This window comes from Pseudomonas oryzihabitans (assembly GCF_014522265.1).
Lineage (GTDB): Bacteria > Pseudomonadota > Gammaproteobacteria > Pseudomonadales > Pseudomonadaceae > Chryseomonas > Chryseomonas aestiva.
Genome location: NZ_CP017024.1, coordinates 3717846 through 3733893, shown reverse-complemented (window position 1 = coordinate 3733893; position 16048 = coordinate 3717846). Strand labels below are relative to the sequence as shown.

Below are 16048 nucleotides of genomic sequence, written 5' to 3'. Positions count from 1 at the left end.
GCGTGCGGCTTCGATGATCTTTCGCCTGCTACAGCTGTTTTGCCTCTGCTTCCTGCTCATCGGCCCGGTCCAGGCTGCCCTCCCCGGGCTGCCGGGCGCCCAGAAGGATCAGGTCGATCCGCAATTCGGCCCGTCCCTAGACCAGGTGATCAAGACCCTGGAAAGCGAGCAGCAGCGCAATCGTCTGCTGGCGGATCTCAAGAAGCTGCAGGCGGCCCAAGCCAAGGCCGAACCCAGCGCCTCCCAGGGCGTGATCGGGTTGATCACCGACACCATGACGGTGGTCGAGCAACAGCTGCAGCGTGACAACCTGCGCGAGCGCTGGCAGTACCAGCTGGACCAGGCGGGCGCCGAGCTGGCCGCCCTGGCGCCGGCGCCCGAGCAGCGCCTCAACCTGCTTTCGGGTTTCGTCATCACCCTGGCCTTCTGGGCCGGTTGCGCCCTGGGCCTGAAAAGCATCAGTCATCGGCTGCGCATCAGGTTCAGGCTCTCCGAGGAGCTTCCGCTCAGACCGCGGACCCTGGACCTGGTGCGTTTCGCCCTGCGCAAGCTGGCACCCTGGCTGCTGGCGTTCGTCATCACCCTGCTGGTATCCCTGTGGATGCCGGACTCCCTGGGCAAGACGGTGGCCGTCACCCTGGCCTATGCCGCCGTCATCGGCCCGCTGTTCGCGGCAACGGTGGTGGTGATCTGCTCCCTGCCCAGCGGCGCCCATCGCAGCCGGGCGCTGTTGATCCTGCGCCGCCGCGCCTTTCGCCCGCTATGGATCATCGGCAGCCTGGCCGCCCTGGGTGGCGCCGCCAGCGATCCGCACCTGGCCGAGACCCTGGGGCCACACCTGGCGGCGGTCATCGCCATCGGCGCCAACATCTGCGCGGCGCTGCTCACCGCCCAGTTCGCCCTGAGATTCCGCCGGCCCATCGCCCACCTGATCCGCAACCAGCCGCTGGCCAAGCGTCAGGCGCTGCACGGTCTGCAGGGCGTGCGCCATCTGATCGCCCGCCTCTGGCACCTGCCGCTGCTGATCCTGGTGGCGGTCTCGGTGGTGGCCACCTTCGTCTCCGCCGGCGATACCAGCGACGCCCTGCGCCGGGCGCTGCTGTTCGCCGTGACCATGGGCGCCGCCCTGGGCCTCAACGCCCTGGTGCGGGCGCGGCTGCTGCGCCGGCGACCGCACGGCCGCATCCAGGAGGCCTATGCCGAACGGCTGCGGGCCTTCTTCGTGCTGGTGCTGGGCATCGTCATCTGGCTGGTGGGGATCGAGCTGGCCCTGCGCGCCTGGAATCTCTCGCTGCTGAGATTCAGCCAGGGCGACGGCCATGCGGTCGCCAGCAAGTTCTTTGGCCTGGGTGGCACCCTGTTGCTGGCCTGGCTGGTGTGGATCCTGGCCGACACCGCCATCCACCGCGGCCTCAATCTGCATCGCGTCAGCCCGAACAATGCCCGCGCCCAGACCATGTTGCCGCTGATCCGCAACGTGCTGTTCCTGACCATCTTCGTCATCGCCCTGATCGTCGCCCTGGCCAACATGGGCGTGAACGTCACCCCGCTGCTGGCCGGTGCCGGCGTCATCGGCCTGGCGGTGGGCTTCGGCGCCCAGAGCCTGGTGGCCGACCTCATCACCGGGCTGTTCATCATCATCGAGGACTCCCTGGCCATCGGCGACTACGTCGACGTCGGCAATCACCTGGGCACCGTCGAGGGCCTGACCATCCGCACCGTGCGACTCAGGGATATCGATGGCATCGTCCACACCATCCCCTTCAGCGAGATCAAGAGCATCCAGAACTACTCGCGGCAATTCGGCTACGCCATCTTCCGCCTGCCGATTCCCCAGGCGCTGTCGGTGGACAAGGCCATCGAGATGGTCCAGGAAGTGGGTCGCACACTGCGCCAGGATCCCTTCATCGGCCGAGACATCTGGTCGCCGCTGGAGCTGCAGGGGGTGGAGAGCTTCGATTCCGGCATGGCGATCCTGAGATTCCGCTTCAAGACCGCGCCGATCAAGCAGTGGGAGGTCTCGCGGGCCTTCAACCTCAGGCTCAAGCGCTACCTGGACGACGCCGGCATCGAGTTGGCCTCGCCGCGCATGAACGTGCGCTACGAGGTAGGCGGCTCGCCGCTGGATCAGGCGGCCCGGGGGAAAGAAGCGCCGAGCTAAGGCTGAAGTCGCTGCCACGACCGTCGGTTCTCGCGGCGCTGCGGAAAAGCCTCTAGGGTGGACGTTACTCTGTCCTGGCGAGGTCCCCGACATGCCCCTGCGTACCCTGCTCTGCTATGGCGACTCCAACACTCATGGCACCCGCCCCCTGACCCAGCCCGGCGTGCTCGAACGCTTCGGCTGGGACGAACGCTGGCCCGGCGTACTGGCCCACGGGCTGGGCGCCGATTGGCGGGTGATCGAGGAAGGCCTGCCAGCACGGACCACGGTGCATGACGATCCCATCGACGGCCACCACAAGAACGGCTTCACCTATCTCCGACCCTGCCTGGAGAGTCAGCTGCCGGTGGACGTCCTGCTGCTGATGCTCGGCACCAACGATCTCAAGGCGCGGCTGTCGGTGACGCCCGCGGACATCGCCAGTGCGTTGCAGGTGCTGCTGGAAGAGATCAGGCGCTGCAATGCCGGCCCGGGCGGCGCCACACCCAGGCTGATTGTCATGGCGCCGGCGCCCATCGAGGAAGTGGGCTTTCTCGGCGAGATCTTCGCCGGCGGCGCGGCCAAGTCCCGCCAATTGGCCGCGCGCTATCGTCAGGTGGCCGAGGCCCAGGGCGCGGCCTTCGTCGATGCGGGCGAGATCATCCAAGTGAGTCCCGTGGACGGCGTGCATTTCGAGGCGGACCAGCATCGGCGGCTGGGGGAGCATCTGGTGGGGGTGGTCAGAACGGCCGCAAGCGCCTGAGCGTAGCGTGGACAACGGCGCAGCCTTGTCCGCGGACGCGAGACCACACAGTGGAAAACGCTGCGCGGTTTTCCACGCTACGGCTCCCTTGGCATCGGTCCGTTGGGCTTCGACGATGGAGCCGTCTCAACCCAACCTACGAGAGCCGGGCCCGCGCCGTGGGGCAGCGTAGGTTGGGTTGAGCGCAGGCGAAGCCCAACATTACGGGCTCGACATTGAAGTCAGCGATCCAGACCATAGCGCTGCCGAAGCGCACGGTACCGATTGCTGTAGTCCTGATAGCTGAGGTTTTTTGCCTGAAGCTCAGCCAATTCGTCTTCAAAGGTCAGCCCGGCAGGTGCGGAGGTCGGGACAGCAGTCGTGATCGGTCTGATTACAGGTGCGGGACGCATCTGACCCAAGAGCTCATCTACCACCGGATTGATCTTTGTTGCGGTCCCCTGCCACTTCATAAGGGAGAAACCGCCCTTACCCCGCAGGTGATAGTCAGCCTGACCCATCAGGCGCCCACTGGCGTCACGCAGGGTCAGCTCGGCAGCTGATAAGTAAGGTACGCCGTCCCAGGTTTGCCGCGCAGTGTATTCAAGAACGTATGGGCACTCGCGTGGCACCTGCGTATAGCTTTCGGTAGGCACACTGTGCCGAGCAAAGCCGGCCCGGACCACGGGGAGAAAGTCTTTCACCCAAACCGCAGGATTCTCCTGGATACATACCAAGTCCGGGCGTACGGCGACGGGCTGGACCTGTACCGACGTGCACCCCGCGAGAATGAGCGATACAACACCCAGCATCCCGGCTTTCATAAGAGGCTTCCTTGCTTGCTAGATCGCTGATTGTGAACCGAATCTCGCTAGCAAAGCGAGCTTTCGCGCGACCCTCACTCCACCTTCTTGCGAATCCAGTACAGATAACGCCCTTCCCCTTCGCTCTTTTCCACCAGTTCATGGCCCAGGAAGACGCAGAACTTGGGGATGTCGCGCTGGGTGGAGGGATCGGTGGCGATGACCTTGAGCAGGGCGCCGGGGGCGATGTCGCGCACCTTGTTGTGCAGCATCATCACCGGCTCCGGGCAGTTCAGCCCGCTGGCGTCGAGGGTGGCATCGGCTTCGAGGGTCATGGGGTCTCCAGGGATAGAACGGTTACAGCAATCTGCATTCAGAGCCTGATAGCGGCCTAGGGTTTCCGATCCAGGCGGCGCAGATGACAGGTCACTTCCTCGCGGTCGTGGTAGAGCTGCTTGCAGCCGATGGTGACGCGCTGGCCGCGATCGGCGAAATGGGCGTGCAGGCGTTCGAGGATGCCGGCCACTTCGCGATAGCGCTGCTTCATCGGCAGCTTGAGATTGACCACCGCCTCGCGGCAGTGTCCCTCGCCGATCCAGCGTTCGATCAGCGCCGCGGTGCGCGCGGGCTTCTCGACGATGTCGCAGACCATCCAGTCCACCGGGCGCTTGGGAACGAAGGCGTAGCCGTCGACCTGCAGGTGCTCGACGAGGCCGGTATCCATCAGCGCCTCGTTCATGGGGCCGTTGTCCACCGCCGTCACCAGCATCTCGCGGGCCACCAGCTGCCAGGTCCAGCCACCCGGGCGGCGCCCAGATCGACGGCGCGCATCTCGGAGGACAGGCGGGTTTCCCAATCGGCACGCGGGATGAAGTGGTGCCAGGCCTCTTCCAGCTTGAGGGTCGAACGACTGGGCGCCTCGCGGGGAAACCTCAGCCGCGGGATGCCCATGGGCCAGAGCGCGGCGTTGCCCGGTTCGACCACGCCGACGAAAACCTCGCGCCCGCTGAGAAAGGTCAGCTGCAGCCGTGGCGCCCGGGCATCATCCACCAGGCGGCCGGCCTTGCGCAGCGCCAGGGTCAGGGGACGCTCGAATTTCTTGCAGAAGGTGGAGAGCGCCTTGCCATCGTTGGTGTCGGGCATCTCCAGGGCCAGACTGCCGCAGACGGGATAGCCCGCCAGCAGCTCCAGCAGCGGGCCGATGCGGTCCTGCTCGGGCAGGCTGAGAAAGGCGCCACGGGACCACTGACGGGGAAAGATCAGCTCGGCGAAGGTGATGTTCTGCATCAACCGGGCGGCACCCTCGGCGTCGCCACAGACGAATTCGGCATAGGCCGCACCCGGCTTGCCCTTGGCATAACCGGCCACGCCGAGCAGCGCCGCCCGCTCGCCGAGCTCGGCGCAGACCTCGCCTTCGAATCCGGTACGGCACAGCAGCAACAGGGTATTCACGACGGGGCTTCCTCAAGGGGTCACGCAGGGCGCGCACTATACCCCAGCGCGCCCGCTGGGGAACGCCAGCGGCGCCTATCGGTCCAGTACTACACCTAGAAAAATCAGTCCGCCCAGCGCTGGTACGGGTCTCCTTCACGTTTCGAGGCTCGTACGGCCAGCGGGCAACCGTCGAAGCGTCGATAAGGAGACCCCTGATGCCAGCCCTGGACAGCCTCAAAAGCCTCAAGACCCTGCAGGTCGGTGAGCGCACCTACCACTATTACAGCCTGCCCGACGCGGCCCAGACCCTGGGCAATCTCGACAAGCTGCCCAAATCCCTCAAGGTGCTGCTGGAGAACCTGCTGCGCTGGGAAGACAACCAGACCGTTACCGGCGAGGACCTCCAGGCCCTGGCCGACTGGACCAAGACCCGCTCCGCCAATCGCGAGATCCAGTACCGGCCGGCGCGGGTGCTGATGCAGGACTTCACCGGCGTACCGGCAGTGGTCGACCTGGCCGCCATGCGCGAAGCCGTGGCCAAGGCCGGTGGCGATCCGCAGCGGATCAATCCGCTTTCTCCCGTCGACCTGGTGATCGACCACTCCGTAATGGTGGATCGCTACGCCAGCGAAAACGCCTACCACGAGAACGTCGAGATCGAGATGGAGCGTAATGGCGAGCGCTATGCCTTCCTGCGCTGGGGCCAGAACGCCTTCGACAACTTCCGCGTGGTCCCGCCGGGCACCGGTATCTGCCACCAGGTCAACCTGGAGTACCTGGGCCGCACCGTCTGGACCAAGGACGAGGACGGCCGCACCTATGCCTTCCCCGACACCCTGGTCGGCACCGACTCCCACACCACCATGATCAATGGCCTGGGCGTGCTGGGCTGGGGCGTGGGCGGCATCGAGGCCGAGGCAGCCATGCTCGGCCAGCCGGTGTCCATGCTGATCCCCGAGGTAGTGGGCTTCAAGCTCACCGGCAAGCTGCGCGAGGGCATCACCGCCACCGATCTGGTGCTGACCGTGACCCAGATGCTGCGCAAGAAGGGCGTGGTGGGCAAGTTCGTCGAATTCTTCGGCGATGGCCTGGCCACCCTGCCCCTGGCCGACCGCGCCACCATCGGCAACATGGCGCCGGAGTACGGCGCCACCTGCGGTTTCTTCCCGGTGGACCAGATCACCCTGGATTACCTGCGCCTGTCCGGTCGCCCCGAAGAGACCGTGCAACTGGTGGAAGCCTACACCCAGGCCCAGGGCCTGTGGCGCAATCCCGGTGACGAGCCGGTGTTCACCGACGTACTGGAGCTGGACATGGGCGAAGTCCAGTCCAGCCTGGCCGGCCCCAAGCGGCCGCAGGATCGTGTGCTGCTCGGCGAGGTCGCCAAGACCTTTGGCGATTTCACTGCCCTGGCGCCGAAAAAAGCCGAGGCCCCCAAGGCTGGCAGTGGCGTGGAAGTCCAGCTCGATGGCCAGACCTTCCAGCTGGAGGACGGTGCCGTGGTGATCGCCGCCATCACCTCCTGCACCAACACCTCCAACCCCAGCGTGATGATGGCCGCTGGTCTGCTGGCGAAGAAGGCTGCGGAAAAAGGGCTGATGCGCAAGCCCTGGGTCAAGTCGTCCCTCGCCCCCGGCTCCAAGGTGGTGACCGACTACTACAACGCCGCCGGCCTTACCCCCTATCTCAACGACCTCGGTTTCGACCTGGTCGGCTATGGCTGCACCACCTGCATCGGCAACTCCGGTCCGCTGCTCGATCCCATCGAAAAGGCCATCCAGGACGCCGACCTCACCGTAGCCTCGGTACTCTCCGGCAACCGTAACTTCGAAGGCCGGGTGCATCCGCTGGTCAAGACCAACTGGCTGGCCTCGCCGCCGCTGGTGGTGGCCTATGCGCTGGCCGGCAGCGTCAAGGTCGATCTGACCCAGGAGCCACTGGGCACCGGCAATGACGGTCAGCCGGTCTATCTGAAAGACGTCTGGCCCACCCAGCAGGAGGTGGCCGACGCCGTGCAGAAGCTCGACACCGCCATGTTCCACAAGCAATACGGCGCTGTATTCGACGGTGACGAGAAGTGGCAGGCGATCCAGGTGCCGGACGCCGAGACCTATGTCTGGGATGCCGACTCCACCTACATCCAGAATCCGCCCTTCTTCGAGACCATAGCCGGCGATCCGCCACGCATCGCCGACATCCACGATGCCCGCATCCTGGCGCTGCTGGGTGATTCGGTCACCACCGACCACATCTCCCCTGCCGGCAACATCAAGAAGGACAGCCCCGCCGGCCGCTACCTGGCCGAGCATGGCGTGGACTATGCCGACTTCAACTCCTACGGCTCGCGCCGTGGCAACCACGAAGTCATGATGAGAGGCACCTTCGCCAACATCCGCATCAGGAACGAAATGCTCGGTGGCGAGGAAGGCGGCAATACCTTCCACGTCCCCACGGGCGAAAAGCTGTCGATCTATGACGCGGCCATGAAGTACGAACTGGAAAACACCCCGCTGGTCATCATCGCCGGCAAGGAATACGGCACCGGTTCTTCCCGTGACTGGGCGGCCAAGGGCACCAATCTGCTGGGCGTGAAGGCCGTGGTCGCCGAGAGCTTCGAGCGCATCCACAGGTCCAACCTGGTGGGCATGGGCGTGCTGCCGCTGCAGTTCAAGGACGGCGTGGACCGCAAGTCCCTGGGACTGACCGGCCAGGAAAAGATCGCCGTGCTGGGCATCGACGGCGTCGAGTTGCGACCGCACATGCCGCTAACCCTGGAAGTCACCCGCGAGGATGGCAGCCTGGAGAGCGTCGAGGTGCTCTGCCGCATCGACACGCTCAACGAGGTGAGCTACTTCAAGGCCGGCGGCATTCTGCACTACGTGTTGCGGGAGTTCCTGGCGAAGCCTGCGGCCTAAGCCAGCGTCAACGGACGCCCGGCAGCTTGGCTGCCGGGCGTTCTGCTGTCAGGAGGCTGCCAACAGCTGACTCGCCTCCCGCCCAAACCCCTCGACCACCTCCTGCAAGGGTCCGAGAAAGCGTGGGTGGATCAGCCACAGCTGGATTTCCGGCTTGAAGTCCTTCAGCGGGATCACCGCCAGGCGTTCGCGGTGGGCGCTGCAGGCCAGCAGCGGTGCCGGGACCAGGCCGAGGCCCTGACCGTCCGCCACCAGGCCGAGCTGGAGTTCGGTGCCATAGGTTTCCAAGTTGATGCGCAGCGCCTGGCCCTGCTCGGCCAGGGTCCGTTGCAGGCTGGCGCGAAAGCCACAGCCGTCGGGGTTGAGTACCCAGCCCTGGCCCTGGATATCGGCCAGCCGCTGCGCCTTGGCCGGCGCCTGGTCGCGGGCACAGACCACCTGCAGCGGCATGGCGCCCAGGGCCTGGGCCTCGATGTTGTTGGGGAACACCTTGTTGGCCGGAAACAGCACCAGGGCGCCGTCCAGCTCGCCATGCTCGATACGGCTGACCAGCACACTGCCCCAGCCCGTCGCCACCTGGGGGCGCAACTCCGGATAGCGGGCGCGGATCTCCCGTACCGCCTGCAGCAACAGCGCATCGCCCAGGGTCTGGGGCACGCCCAGGCGCAACAGCCCGGACGGCGGGGCATCGCCCGCCACCCGTTCGCGCAGGGCGTCCATCTCGCGCAGGATGGCGCGGCAGTGGCCGTAGACCTCCTGACCCAGACGGGTTGGCTTGAGCGGCTTGGTGTGGCGGTCGAGCAACTCGACACCCAGATCCTGTTCCAGGCTCTGCAGCCGGCGGGTGATGGCCGGCTGAGTGAGCCCAAGGGACAGGGCAGCGGCATTGAGGGAGCCGCTGCGGAGCACCGCGACAAAGGCTTCGATATCGTCGGTCTTCATGAGGAGGCGTCTGACTTCCCGTGGCTGGACATGCGCCTCAAGCATAACGCAGCCCCCCTCGCCTGTTTTGGGTTTAGCGTTGCGCCAGCTAATGGGTGAATCCAGAGCAGACCAGCTTTAGTCAGGTGTAGGCAAGGATCGCAGGGTACTGACCATTGACCGCATAGCGCCCGACCTCCAGCACCTTGTAGGCCAGGGGGTCGTGCAGGCTGTGGGTGCGCACATCGCGCCAGAAGCGATCCAGACCGAGGCGGTTGTGGGTGGCGCGGGCACCCAGGGCATCGAATACCCGGGTGGTGACGTCCAGGGCGGTACGGGCAGCCAGCACCTTGGCGCTGGCCACGGCGATGGCCGTCTCGCCGCGCAGGTCGGCGGTAAAGGTGGCATCGGCCTCGAGCAGGTCATCCACCCGCCGTGCCGCCACGTCGGCGAGGGCCACGGCGCCCTGTAGGGCGATCCAGAGTTCGCCCATCTGGCCCAGCACCAGTGGGTCCTCGCTGGCGCTGGCGGCCAGGGAATGCACCCAGGGTCGCGCTTCTGCATGCAGATAGCGCCGCGCCTCGCGCAGCGCGCCCTGGGCGGCGCCCAGGTAGTACTGGGTGAAGGCCGACTGGTTGACCGGGGTGCGGATGACCGCGGCGAAATCGCCAGCGTCTTCCAGGTCGCAGACCTGGACCTCCTCCGCGCTGGCCCAGACGTCGTCAAGGGTGAAGCTGCCGCTGTCGCTGCGGGCCACGCCGAAGTGGTCCCAGTCACCGGCGTAGGCCAGCCCGGGCCGGTCCGCTGGCAGGGTGACCATCAGGCGCGCACCGCGCTCCCGGTCACGGGCACTGATGGTGAGTCGATCGGCAAAGGCGGCGCCGCTGCAGAAGCCCTTGCGCCCGGTCAGGCGAAAACCGCCGCCAGGGCTCGGCGTGGCGAGGATGTCGTCGTCGCGTGGATTGACCACCCCGGCCAGCCACAGCCGTCCCTCGGCGATCTCCGCCAGCAGCCGATCGCGCCGCGGCTGGGGTTCGCGGCGCAGGTTCACGGTATTGAGCAGGTGATAGCCAAAGAGCAGGCCGACCGAGCCGTCGCCGGCGGCGATCTCGCGCAGCACCCGCATGGCCAGCGACCAGGGCTGGCCGGCACCCCCGAGCCGCACGGGTATGACCAGGTTGGTCAGGCCGCTGTCCTTGAGTCGTTGCAGCTGGGCGTCGGGACGAATGCGGTCGCGTTCGTCGGCCACCACCCTCGCGGCGAATTCCGCGCCGATCTCGCGGGCCAGTGTCAGCCAGCCAGCGACATCCTCGATCGTGCTCATCTAGTCCTCCAGGGGGCCGAGGCCCAGGTGATCTCTCAGGGTCGAACCCTGGTACTGGCGCCGGAACAGCCCGCGACGCTGCAAATGCGGCACCACGCTCTCGCTGAATTCGACGAAGGAACCCGGCAGGTAACCGGGGGAAATCACGAAGCCGTCGCAGCCGCCGGCCTCGAACCACTCGGCCAGCTGGTCGGCGATCTGGGCAGCGGTACCCACCAGCTGCGGCACCCGGACGCTGGCGGCGTAGCTACGACCCAGTTCAGCCAGCGTGATGCGCGGCCCCAGCGCCAGCAGCTTCTCGGCAGCGGCCGGCGGCAGGTCGCCGACCTCGACCACCTCGCCCAGGGCGGTGTCCAGAGTGAAGCGCGACAGGTCGATATTGAGCTGTGAGCAGAGGGTGATCAGCCCCACCTCCGGTTGCGCCAGGGCGTTGTGTCTTTCCTGCTTGGCGCGCGCCTCGGCTTCGCTGCCGCCGATGAAGGGCATGACCGAGGTAAGGATCTTGCAGCCATCCGGCGACCGCCCCTGCTCCAGCACCTGGCGGCGGACGTCGTCGCGAAAGGCGCGCATGGCGGCGAGATTCGGCTGGATGGTGAAGATGGCCTCGGCCCAGCGCGCGCCGAAGCGCCGGCCGCGACCACTGGAACCGGCCTGGATCAGCACCGGGCGCCCCTGGGGACTGCGCGGGATATTGAGCGGGCCTTCCACGCGGAACCAGTCGCCCTGGTGATCGAGGGCGCGCACCTGCGCGGGATCGGCCAGCACGCCGGCGTCCCGATCCAGGCGCAGCCCCGCGGGTCCCCAACTGCGCCACAGCTTGACGGCCACCTCGACGAATTCGTCGGCGCGGTCGTAGCGCAGGTCGTGTTCCAGGTGGCGCTCCTTGCCGAACAGCCGGCCCTCGCTGTCGTTCATCGAGGTGACGATGTTCCAGGCGGCGCGCCCGCGGGACAGGTGATCCAGGGTGGCGAAGGCCCGGGCGACATGGGCCGGTTCATAGTAGGTGGTGGAGCGGGTGCAACCCAGCCCGAGGTGGCGGGTGTGAGCCACCAGGAAGGACAGCAATGGCAGCGGATCGAGTCGGGTGGCGTCCTGGGCGCCCAGGCACAAGGCGGTCTCCCGTGAGCCGCCGAGCTGGTCGCCCACGGCCAGGCGGTCGGCGAAGAACAGGAAGTCGAACAGCCCCTCCTCCAGCGCCTTGGCCGCGCGGACGTAGTAGGCCGGGTCGAGGAAATCACCCTGGGTCTCGGGGTGGCGCCAAACGACGTGGCTATGGACGACAGGACCGGCCAGCAGAAAGCCGGCGAGGTGCAGGTGGCGACTCATCGGCTGGCCTCCCGGGGCGCTTGCAGGTAGCGATTGAAACTCTGGTCATAGAGCGACTTGACGTCATAGGGCTGCGGCAGCACCCCGGCCTTGACCAGGAAGTCGGCGGTCTTCTGGCCATCGCTCAGGGTCTGGGCGCTGATTGGTTCGACCCAGGTGGCGTCGCGCCGGAACCAGCGTTCGGCGATGGCCGGATCGGAGTTGTTGCGCCTGGCCCAGGCCTGGGCATAGACGTCGACGTGGTCCCGCGCCCAGCTGCGGGCGCGTTGCAGGCGGGCGACGAAATCGCCGATGGCGGCGCGGTTCTCCTCCAGATGCCCGGTATTGGCCACCACATAGACCGGGCCCGGCATCAGGTCCTTGGCGGTGACCAGCACCCGTCCGCCCTGGCGTTCCACCATGCTGACATAGGGCTCCCAGGTGGCGGTGGCGTCCAGGGTGCCCTGGCTCAGGGCGGCCACGGCCTCGGTCGGCATCAGGTAGCTGTAGCGCGGGGCGTCGCTGGGCAGTCCGGCCTGTTCCAGCGCCGAATAGACCAGCTGCTGGCTCCAGGAGCCCTTCCAGATGGCCACGCGCTTGCCGGGCAGGTCCGCCACCGTCTTGATCGGCGAATCCTTGCCGACGACGATGGCGGTGCCGTCCGGGCGGTTGCGGGTCACCGCCACCACCTTGACCGGTCCCCCGCGGGCGGCCAGGGCGATCACCGGGGTGTCGCCGACGATGCCCAGGTCGATGGAGCCGACATTGAGCGCTTCCACCACCGGCCCCCCCGGCGTTGAATCTCTTCCACTGGATCTGGTACGGCAGATCCTTCAGCTCGCCGGCCTGCTCCAGCAGGGTACTGCTGTAGTAAAACTGGTCACCGATGGTGAGGGTGACCGCCTGGGCCAGGTTGGCGGAGGTACCGGCCAGCAGGCCGGCGGCGAGTAGCAATCCCTTGATCACGAAGGCGTCTCCTCGAAGGGCTCGGGAGCGCTCCGTGGGTACGGTCGCGCGGTGGGTGGGTCAGCAGGCTTCAGCCGGTGCGACGGGCGCCGGCCAGGCGCGCGGCGACCTTCTCACGCGTCAGGGGGATCAGCTCGCGACCGTATTCGACGGCGTCGTTGAGCGGATCGAAGCCGCGGATCAGGAAGCTGTCGACGCCCAGGTCGTAGTAATCCAACAGGGCATCGGCGACCTGCTCGGCGGTGCCCACCAAAGCGGTGGAGTTGTGCCCGCCGCCCACCAGGGCGGCGATGCCGGTCCAGAGGCGGCGATCCACGCGGTCGCCCAGGGCCACGGTGTCGCGCAGACGCTGGGCCCCGACCGCTTCCGGCTTGGCCGGATGCACGGCGCCGTCGGCCGCCAGGCGTGCCTTGGCCTGCTGGCGGATGACCTCGGCCTTGGCCCAGGCGTCGTCTTCGGTATCGCCGAGGATCACCCGGAAGGAGACGTTGAACCTGGGCGTGCGACCGTGGCGGGCGGCTTCGGCACGGACCGCGGCGATGGTCTCGCGGGTCTGGGCCAGGGATTCGCCCCACAGCGCGAAGACGTCGGCATGCTTGCCGGCCACCCGCAGCGCGGCGGGCGACGAGCCCCCGAAGTAGACCGGCAGGCTCGGCTGCTGCAACGGCTTGATGGCGGAGAAGCCATTCGCCACTCGGTAGTGCTCGCCCTCGTGGTCGAAGGGTTGGGTAGCGGTCCACTCCTGGCGCACCACGTCGAGGAATTCCTCGGTACGGGCATAGCGCTGGTCGTGGTCGAGCCAGTCACCATCCTTGCGCTGCTCTCCGTCGCTGCCGCCGCTGATGATGTGCACCGCCAGGCGGCCGTCGAGCAGATGGTCGAGGGTCGCCAGCTTGCGCGCCGCCAGGGTCGGGGCGACGAACCCGGGCCGATGGGCCAGCAGGAACTTGAGCGTCTGCGTCGCCTGCCCGGCCAGGGCAGTGACCAGGAAGCCATCGGGTTGATCGGACCAGTAGCCCACCAGGATGCGATCGAAGCCGGCCTGCTCGTGGGCCTGGGCGAAGCGGGTGACATAGCCCTTGTCGAAGATGGGACCGGAGGGGGCGATGATCTCCGAGGTGAGGCGATGGCCGATCATGCCGAGGAACTGAACGCTCATGGTGGTGAATCCCGTGCCGAGGTAAAGGGGACGCCTTCCGGGAAGGCGTTGGCTGGGGTTCACCTTAGGCAGGCAAGGCATAAGAAGGAAATTCCTTATGCGCATATCCTAATGCGAGATTTATTTATAAGGCGCATTTAAAGACATGGAGTACTAGATTTTCTATCGCGGTCTTGGCGGTCCGGCACGTGGCCGTTCCTACGAGACTTCAGCATTGTGCTGATCGCGGCCATGGGCCGCTCCTACGGGATATCCGGCTACTGTAGGAGCGGCCCACGGCCGCGATCAGCCGCCGTAGTGTGGAAAACGGCGCAGCCTTTTCCACTGGAGGACTTCGCTGCGAAGGGTGCCCTCACCCCAGCCCTCTCCCAGAAGGAAAAAGGGCGGTCCGAGCGAGCTTTGAGAGGCGTTCCTACCGCGGCAGACCCGGTGGTCTGTTGCCCTTCAACGGTGGAGCCGTCTCAACCCAACCTACGGTGCTATCCCGTAGGTTGGGTTGAGCGCAGCGAAGCCCAACAGGCCGGGGAAGACCCTACCGCTGCATGCCCCACTTCTTCACCGTCAGCCGTTCCAGGGTGGCGAACACCAGGCCTTCCACCAGCAGGCCGATGATGATCACCGCGGCGAGGCCGGCGAAGACGCGGTCGGTGTAGAGCTCGTTGCGATTCTGGAAGATGTACCAGCCCAGGCCGCCCTTGCCGCTGGAGGCACCGAATACCAACTCGGCGGCGATCAGGGTGCGCCAGGCGAAAGCCCAGCCGATCTTCAGGCCCGAGACGATGGCCGGCAGCGCCGCCGGGATGAGGATCAGCCCGACGTACCTCAGCCCCTTGAGGCCGTAGTTGCGCCCCGCCATGCGCAGGGTGTCGGAAACGCCGAGAAAGCCCGAGTAGGTGTTGAGCGCCATGGGCCAGAGCACCGAATGCACCAGCACGAACACCAGGCTGTTCTCGCCGAGGCCGAACCAGAGCAACGCCAGGGGCAGCAGGGCGATGGCCGGCAGCGGGTTGAACATAGAGGTCAGGGTGCCGAGCAGGTCGCGACCGAACTGGGTGGACACGGCCAGGGCGCTCAACGCCAGGGCCAGGACCACGCCCAGCAGATAGCCCTTGAGCAGGGTGCCGAGGGAAATGGCGACCTTGGCCGGTAATTCGCCGGTCACCAGCCCATCCCAGAAGGCCGCGGCGGTCTGCAGGAAGCTGGGTAGCAGCAGGTCGTTGCCCTGCCAGCGGGCGGCCACTTCCCAGGCCAGCATCAGGATCGCCAGAATCACCAGCTTGCGTAGCCAGGCCTGGCTCCACAGGCGCGTCACCAGGGGCAGTTCGACCGCCAGCGGCAAGTCGTCGAGGGGCGCGAGGTCGCGTTGGTATTCGGCCCGCACCGGGGGCTGTCGAGTCATGGGTCTACCTCGAAACTAGTAGGAAATGCGCCCCTGGACGATGGCCTGCTGCAGGCGCAGGCGCTCGTCGGCGACCTCCGGTGGCAGGGTCTGAACGTCGTCGGGGAACAGCAGGTTGTGGATGCGCAGCGCGGTACTCTGGAATTCGGCGCCGCCGAAGTCTTCGAGGCCGAACTGGTGGCAGTTGAGTTCCGCGCGGACCCGGCCCGGATGGGGCGACAGCAGCAGGATGCGATTGCCCACCACCAGCGCCTCTTCGATGGAGTGGGTGACGAACAGCAGGGTGAAGCGCACCTCGTCCCAGAGCGCCAGCAATTCTTCCTGCATCTTGCGCCGGGTCAGGGCATCCAGCGCAGCGAAGGGTTCGTCCATCAGCAGGATCTTGGGCTGCATGGCCAGGGCGCGGGCGATGGCCACCCGCTGCTTCATGCCGCCGGAGAGATGATGCGGATAGGCATCGACGAAGCGCGCCAGGCCGACCTTGTCGAGGTAATGCAGCGCCCGCTCGCGCGCCTCGCCACGGCTGGCCTGGCGACTGGCGAGCAGGGGGAACATGGTGTTCTCCAGCACCGTCTTCCACGGCGGCAGCTGGTCGAATTCCTGGAACACCACGATGCGATCCGGTCCAGGGCCCCTGATCGGCTGGCCATCCAGGCGGATCTCGCCGTGCAGCGGCGGCAGAAAACCCGCCACCGACCTGAGCAGACTCGACTTGCCGCAGCCGGACGGCCCGAGCAGCACGAAACGGTCGGCGCCATGCACCTCGAAGGACACCTGGTGGGTAGCCCGCACCCGGCGCTCGCGGGTGTGGTATTCGAGGTCGAGATCCTGCACCTGCAGCAGCGGCTGGGTCTGCGCCAGGGTCAGGTGCGGACGGGAAGCGAGAGGGGCATTCATGGTCGTCTCCGGTATTTAAAGGTTGCTCAAAGTTTTGCGAGCT

General features: G+C 66.7%; 12 protein-coding genes and 1 pseudogene. 3 read left to right on the top strand and 10 right to left on the bottom strand.

Annotation, left to right across the window (positions count from 1 at the left end):
- Positions 1-13: 13 nt before the first annotated feature.
- Both BGI51_RS17320 and BGI51_RS17315 read left to right on the top strand, forming a co-directional pair.
- Positions 14-2161, top strand: coding sequence for a mechanosensitive ion channel family protein (locus BGI51_RS17320; RefSeq protein ID WP_187979132.1), 2148 nt, complete (start codon positions 14-16; stop codon positions 2159-2161).
- A gap of 91 nt (positions 2162-2252) precedes the next feature.
- Entirely contained in the window at positions 2253-2903 is a 651-nt protein-coding gene (locus BGI51_RS17315) for an SGNH/GDSL hydrolase family protein (RefSeq protein WP_187979131.1), read from the top strand.
- 221 nt (positions 2904-3124) lie between these two features.
- Here the strand turns inward: BGI51_RS17315 and BGI51_RS17310 are convergent, their stop codons facing one another.
- The 3 genes and pseudogenes from BGI51_RS17310 to rlmM form a co-directional block, all read right to left on the bottom strand.
- Positions 3125-3706 (bottom strand): Sbal_3080 family lipoprotein, encoded by a 582-nt coding sequence (locus tag BGI51_RS17310; RefSeq protein WP_187979130.1) that lies wholly within the window; start codon positions 3704-3706, stop codon positions 3125-3127.
- Between the two features lie 74 nt (positions 3707-3780).
- Positions 3781-4020: a sulfurtransferase TusA gene (tusA, locus tag BGI51_RS17305; protein ID WP_027597771.1), complete on the bottom strand. Its 240-nt coding sequence runs from the start codon at positions 4018-4020 to the stop codon at positions 3781-3783.
- 56 nt (positions 4021-4076) lie between these two features.
- Positions 4077-5137 (bottom strand): annotated as a pseudogene (gene rlmM, locus BGI51_RS17300) (23S rRNA (cytidine(2498)-2'-O)-methyltransferase RlmM).
- Between the two features lie 197 nt (positions 5138-5334).
- On the opposite strand from rlmM, the gene acnA reads away from it, so the two are divergent.
- Complete coding sequence (gene acnA, locus BGI51_RS17295; RefSeq protein WP_187979129.1) at positions 5335-8034, top strand: aconitate hydratase AcnA; 2700 nt, start codon at positions 5335-5337, stop codon at positions 8032-8034.
- Between the two features lie 48 nt (positions 8035-8082).
- Here the strand turns inward: acnA and BGI51_RS17290 are convergent, their stop codons facing one another.
- The 7 genes from BGI51_RS17290 to BGI51_RS17260 form a co-directional block, all read right to left on the bottom strand.
- Positions 8083-8976 (bottom strand): LysR family transcriptional regulator, encoded by an 894-nt coding sequence (locus BGI51_RS17290; protein ID WP_187979128.1) that lies wholly within the window; start codon positions 8974-8976, stop codon positions 8083-8085.
- A gap of 121 nt (positions 8977-9097) precedes the next feature.
- Positions 9098-10279, bottom strand: a complete 1182-nt coding sequence (locus BGI51_RS17285) for an acyl-CoA dehydrogenase family protein (RefSeq protein ID WP_187979127.1) — start codon at positions 10277-10279, stop codon at positions 9098-9100.
- Entirely contained in the window at positions 10280-11605 is a 1326-nt protein-coding gene (locus BGI51_RS17280; RefSeq protein WP_187979126.1) for an LLM class flavin-dependent oxidoreductase, read from the bottom strand.
- Positions 11602-12363, bottom strand: a complete 762-nt coding sequence (locus BGI51_RS17275; RefSeq protein ID WP_356592796.1) for an aliphatic sulfonate ABC transporter substrate-binding protein — start codon at positions 12361-12363, stop codon at positions 11602-11604. The genes BGI51_RS17280 and BGI51_RS17275 overlap by 4 nt, the downstream gene beginning before the upstream one ends.
- Before the next feature lie 257 nt (positions 12364-12620).
- Positions 12621-13709, bottom strand: a complete 1089-nt coding sequence (locus tag BGI51_RS17270; protein WP_187979125.1) for an LLM class flavin-dependent oxidoreductase — start codon at positions 13707-13709, stop codon at positions 12621-12623.
- Between the two features lie 532 nt (positions 13710-14241).
- Complete coding sequence (locus tag BGI51_RS17265) at positions 14242-15108, bottom strand: ABC transporter permease (protein WP_158896882.1); 867 nt, start codon at positions 15106-15108, stop codon at positions 14242-14244.
- 15 nt (positions 15109-15123) lie between these two features.
- A complete protein-coding gene (locus BGI51_RS17260) occupies positions 15124-16005 on the bottom strand; it encodes an ABC transporter ATP-binding protein (protein ID WP_187979124.1) in 882 nt (293 codons plus the stop codon).
- Between the last annotated feature and the right edge of the window lie 43 nt (positions 16006-16048).

Bases quoted from the DNA above. Each gene is read 5' to 3' on its own strand.
- BGI51_RS17285 (WP_187979127.1), bottom strand. From the start codon at position 10,279: ATGAGCACGATCGAGGATGTCGCTGGCTGGCTGACACTGGCCCGCGAG.
- BGI51_RS17320 (WP_187979132.1), top strand. From the start codon at position 14: ATGATCTTTCGCCTGCTACAGCTGTTTTGCCTCTGCTTCCTGCTCATC.
- acnA (WP_187979129.1), top strand. From the start codon at position 5,335: ATGCCAGCCCTGGACAGCCTCAAAAGCCTCAAGACCCTGCAGGTCGGT.
- BGI51_RS17290 (WP_187979128.1), bottom strand. From the start codon at position 8,976: ATGAAGACCGACGATATCGAAGCCTTTGTCGCGGTGCTCCGCAGCGGC.
- BGI51_RS17260 (WP_187979124.1), bottom strand. From the start codon at position 16,005: ATGAATGCCCCTCTCGCTTCCCGTCCGCACCTGACCCTGGCGCAGACC.
- BGI51_RS17310 (WP_187979130.1), bottom strand. From the start codon at position 3,706: ATGAAAGCCGGGATGCTGGGTGTTGTATCGCTCATTCTCGCGGGGTGC.
- BGI51_RS17265 (WP_158896882.1), bottom strand. From the start codon at position 15,108: ATGACTCGACAGCCCCCGGTGCGGGCCGAATACCAACGCGACCTCGCG.
- BGI51_RS17315 (WP_187979131.1), top strand. From the start codon at position 2,253: ATGCCCCTGCGTACCCTGCTCTGCTATGGCGACTCCAACACTCATGGC.
- BGI51_RS17280 (WP_187979126.1), bottom strand. From the start codon at position 11,605: ATGAGTCGCCACCTGCACCTCGCCGGCTTTCTGCTGGCCGGTCCTGTC.
- tusA (WP_027597771.1), bottom strand. From the start codon at position 4,020: ATGACCCTCGAAGCCGATGCCACCCTCGACGCCAGCGGGCTGAACTGC.
- BGI51_RS17270 (WP_187979125.1), bottom strand. From the start codon at position 13,709: ATGAGCGTTCAGTTCCTCGGCATGATCGGCCATCGCCTCACCTCGGAG.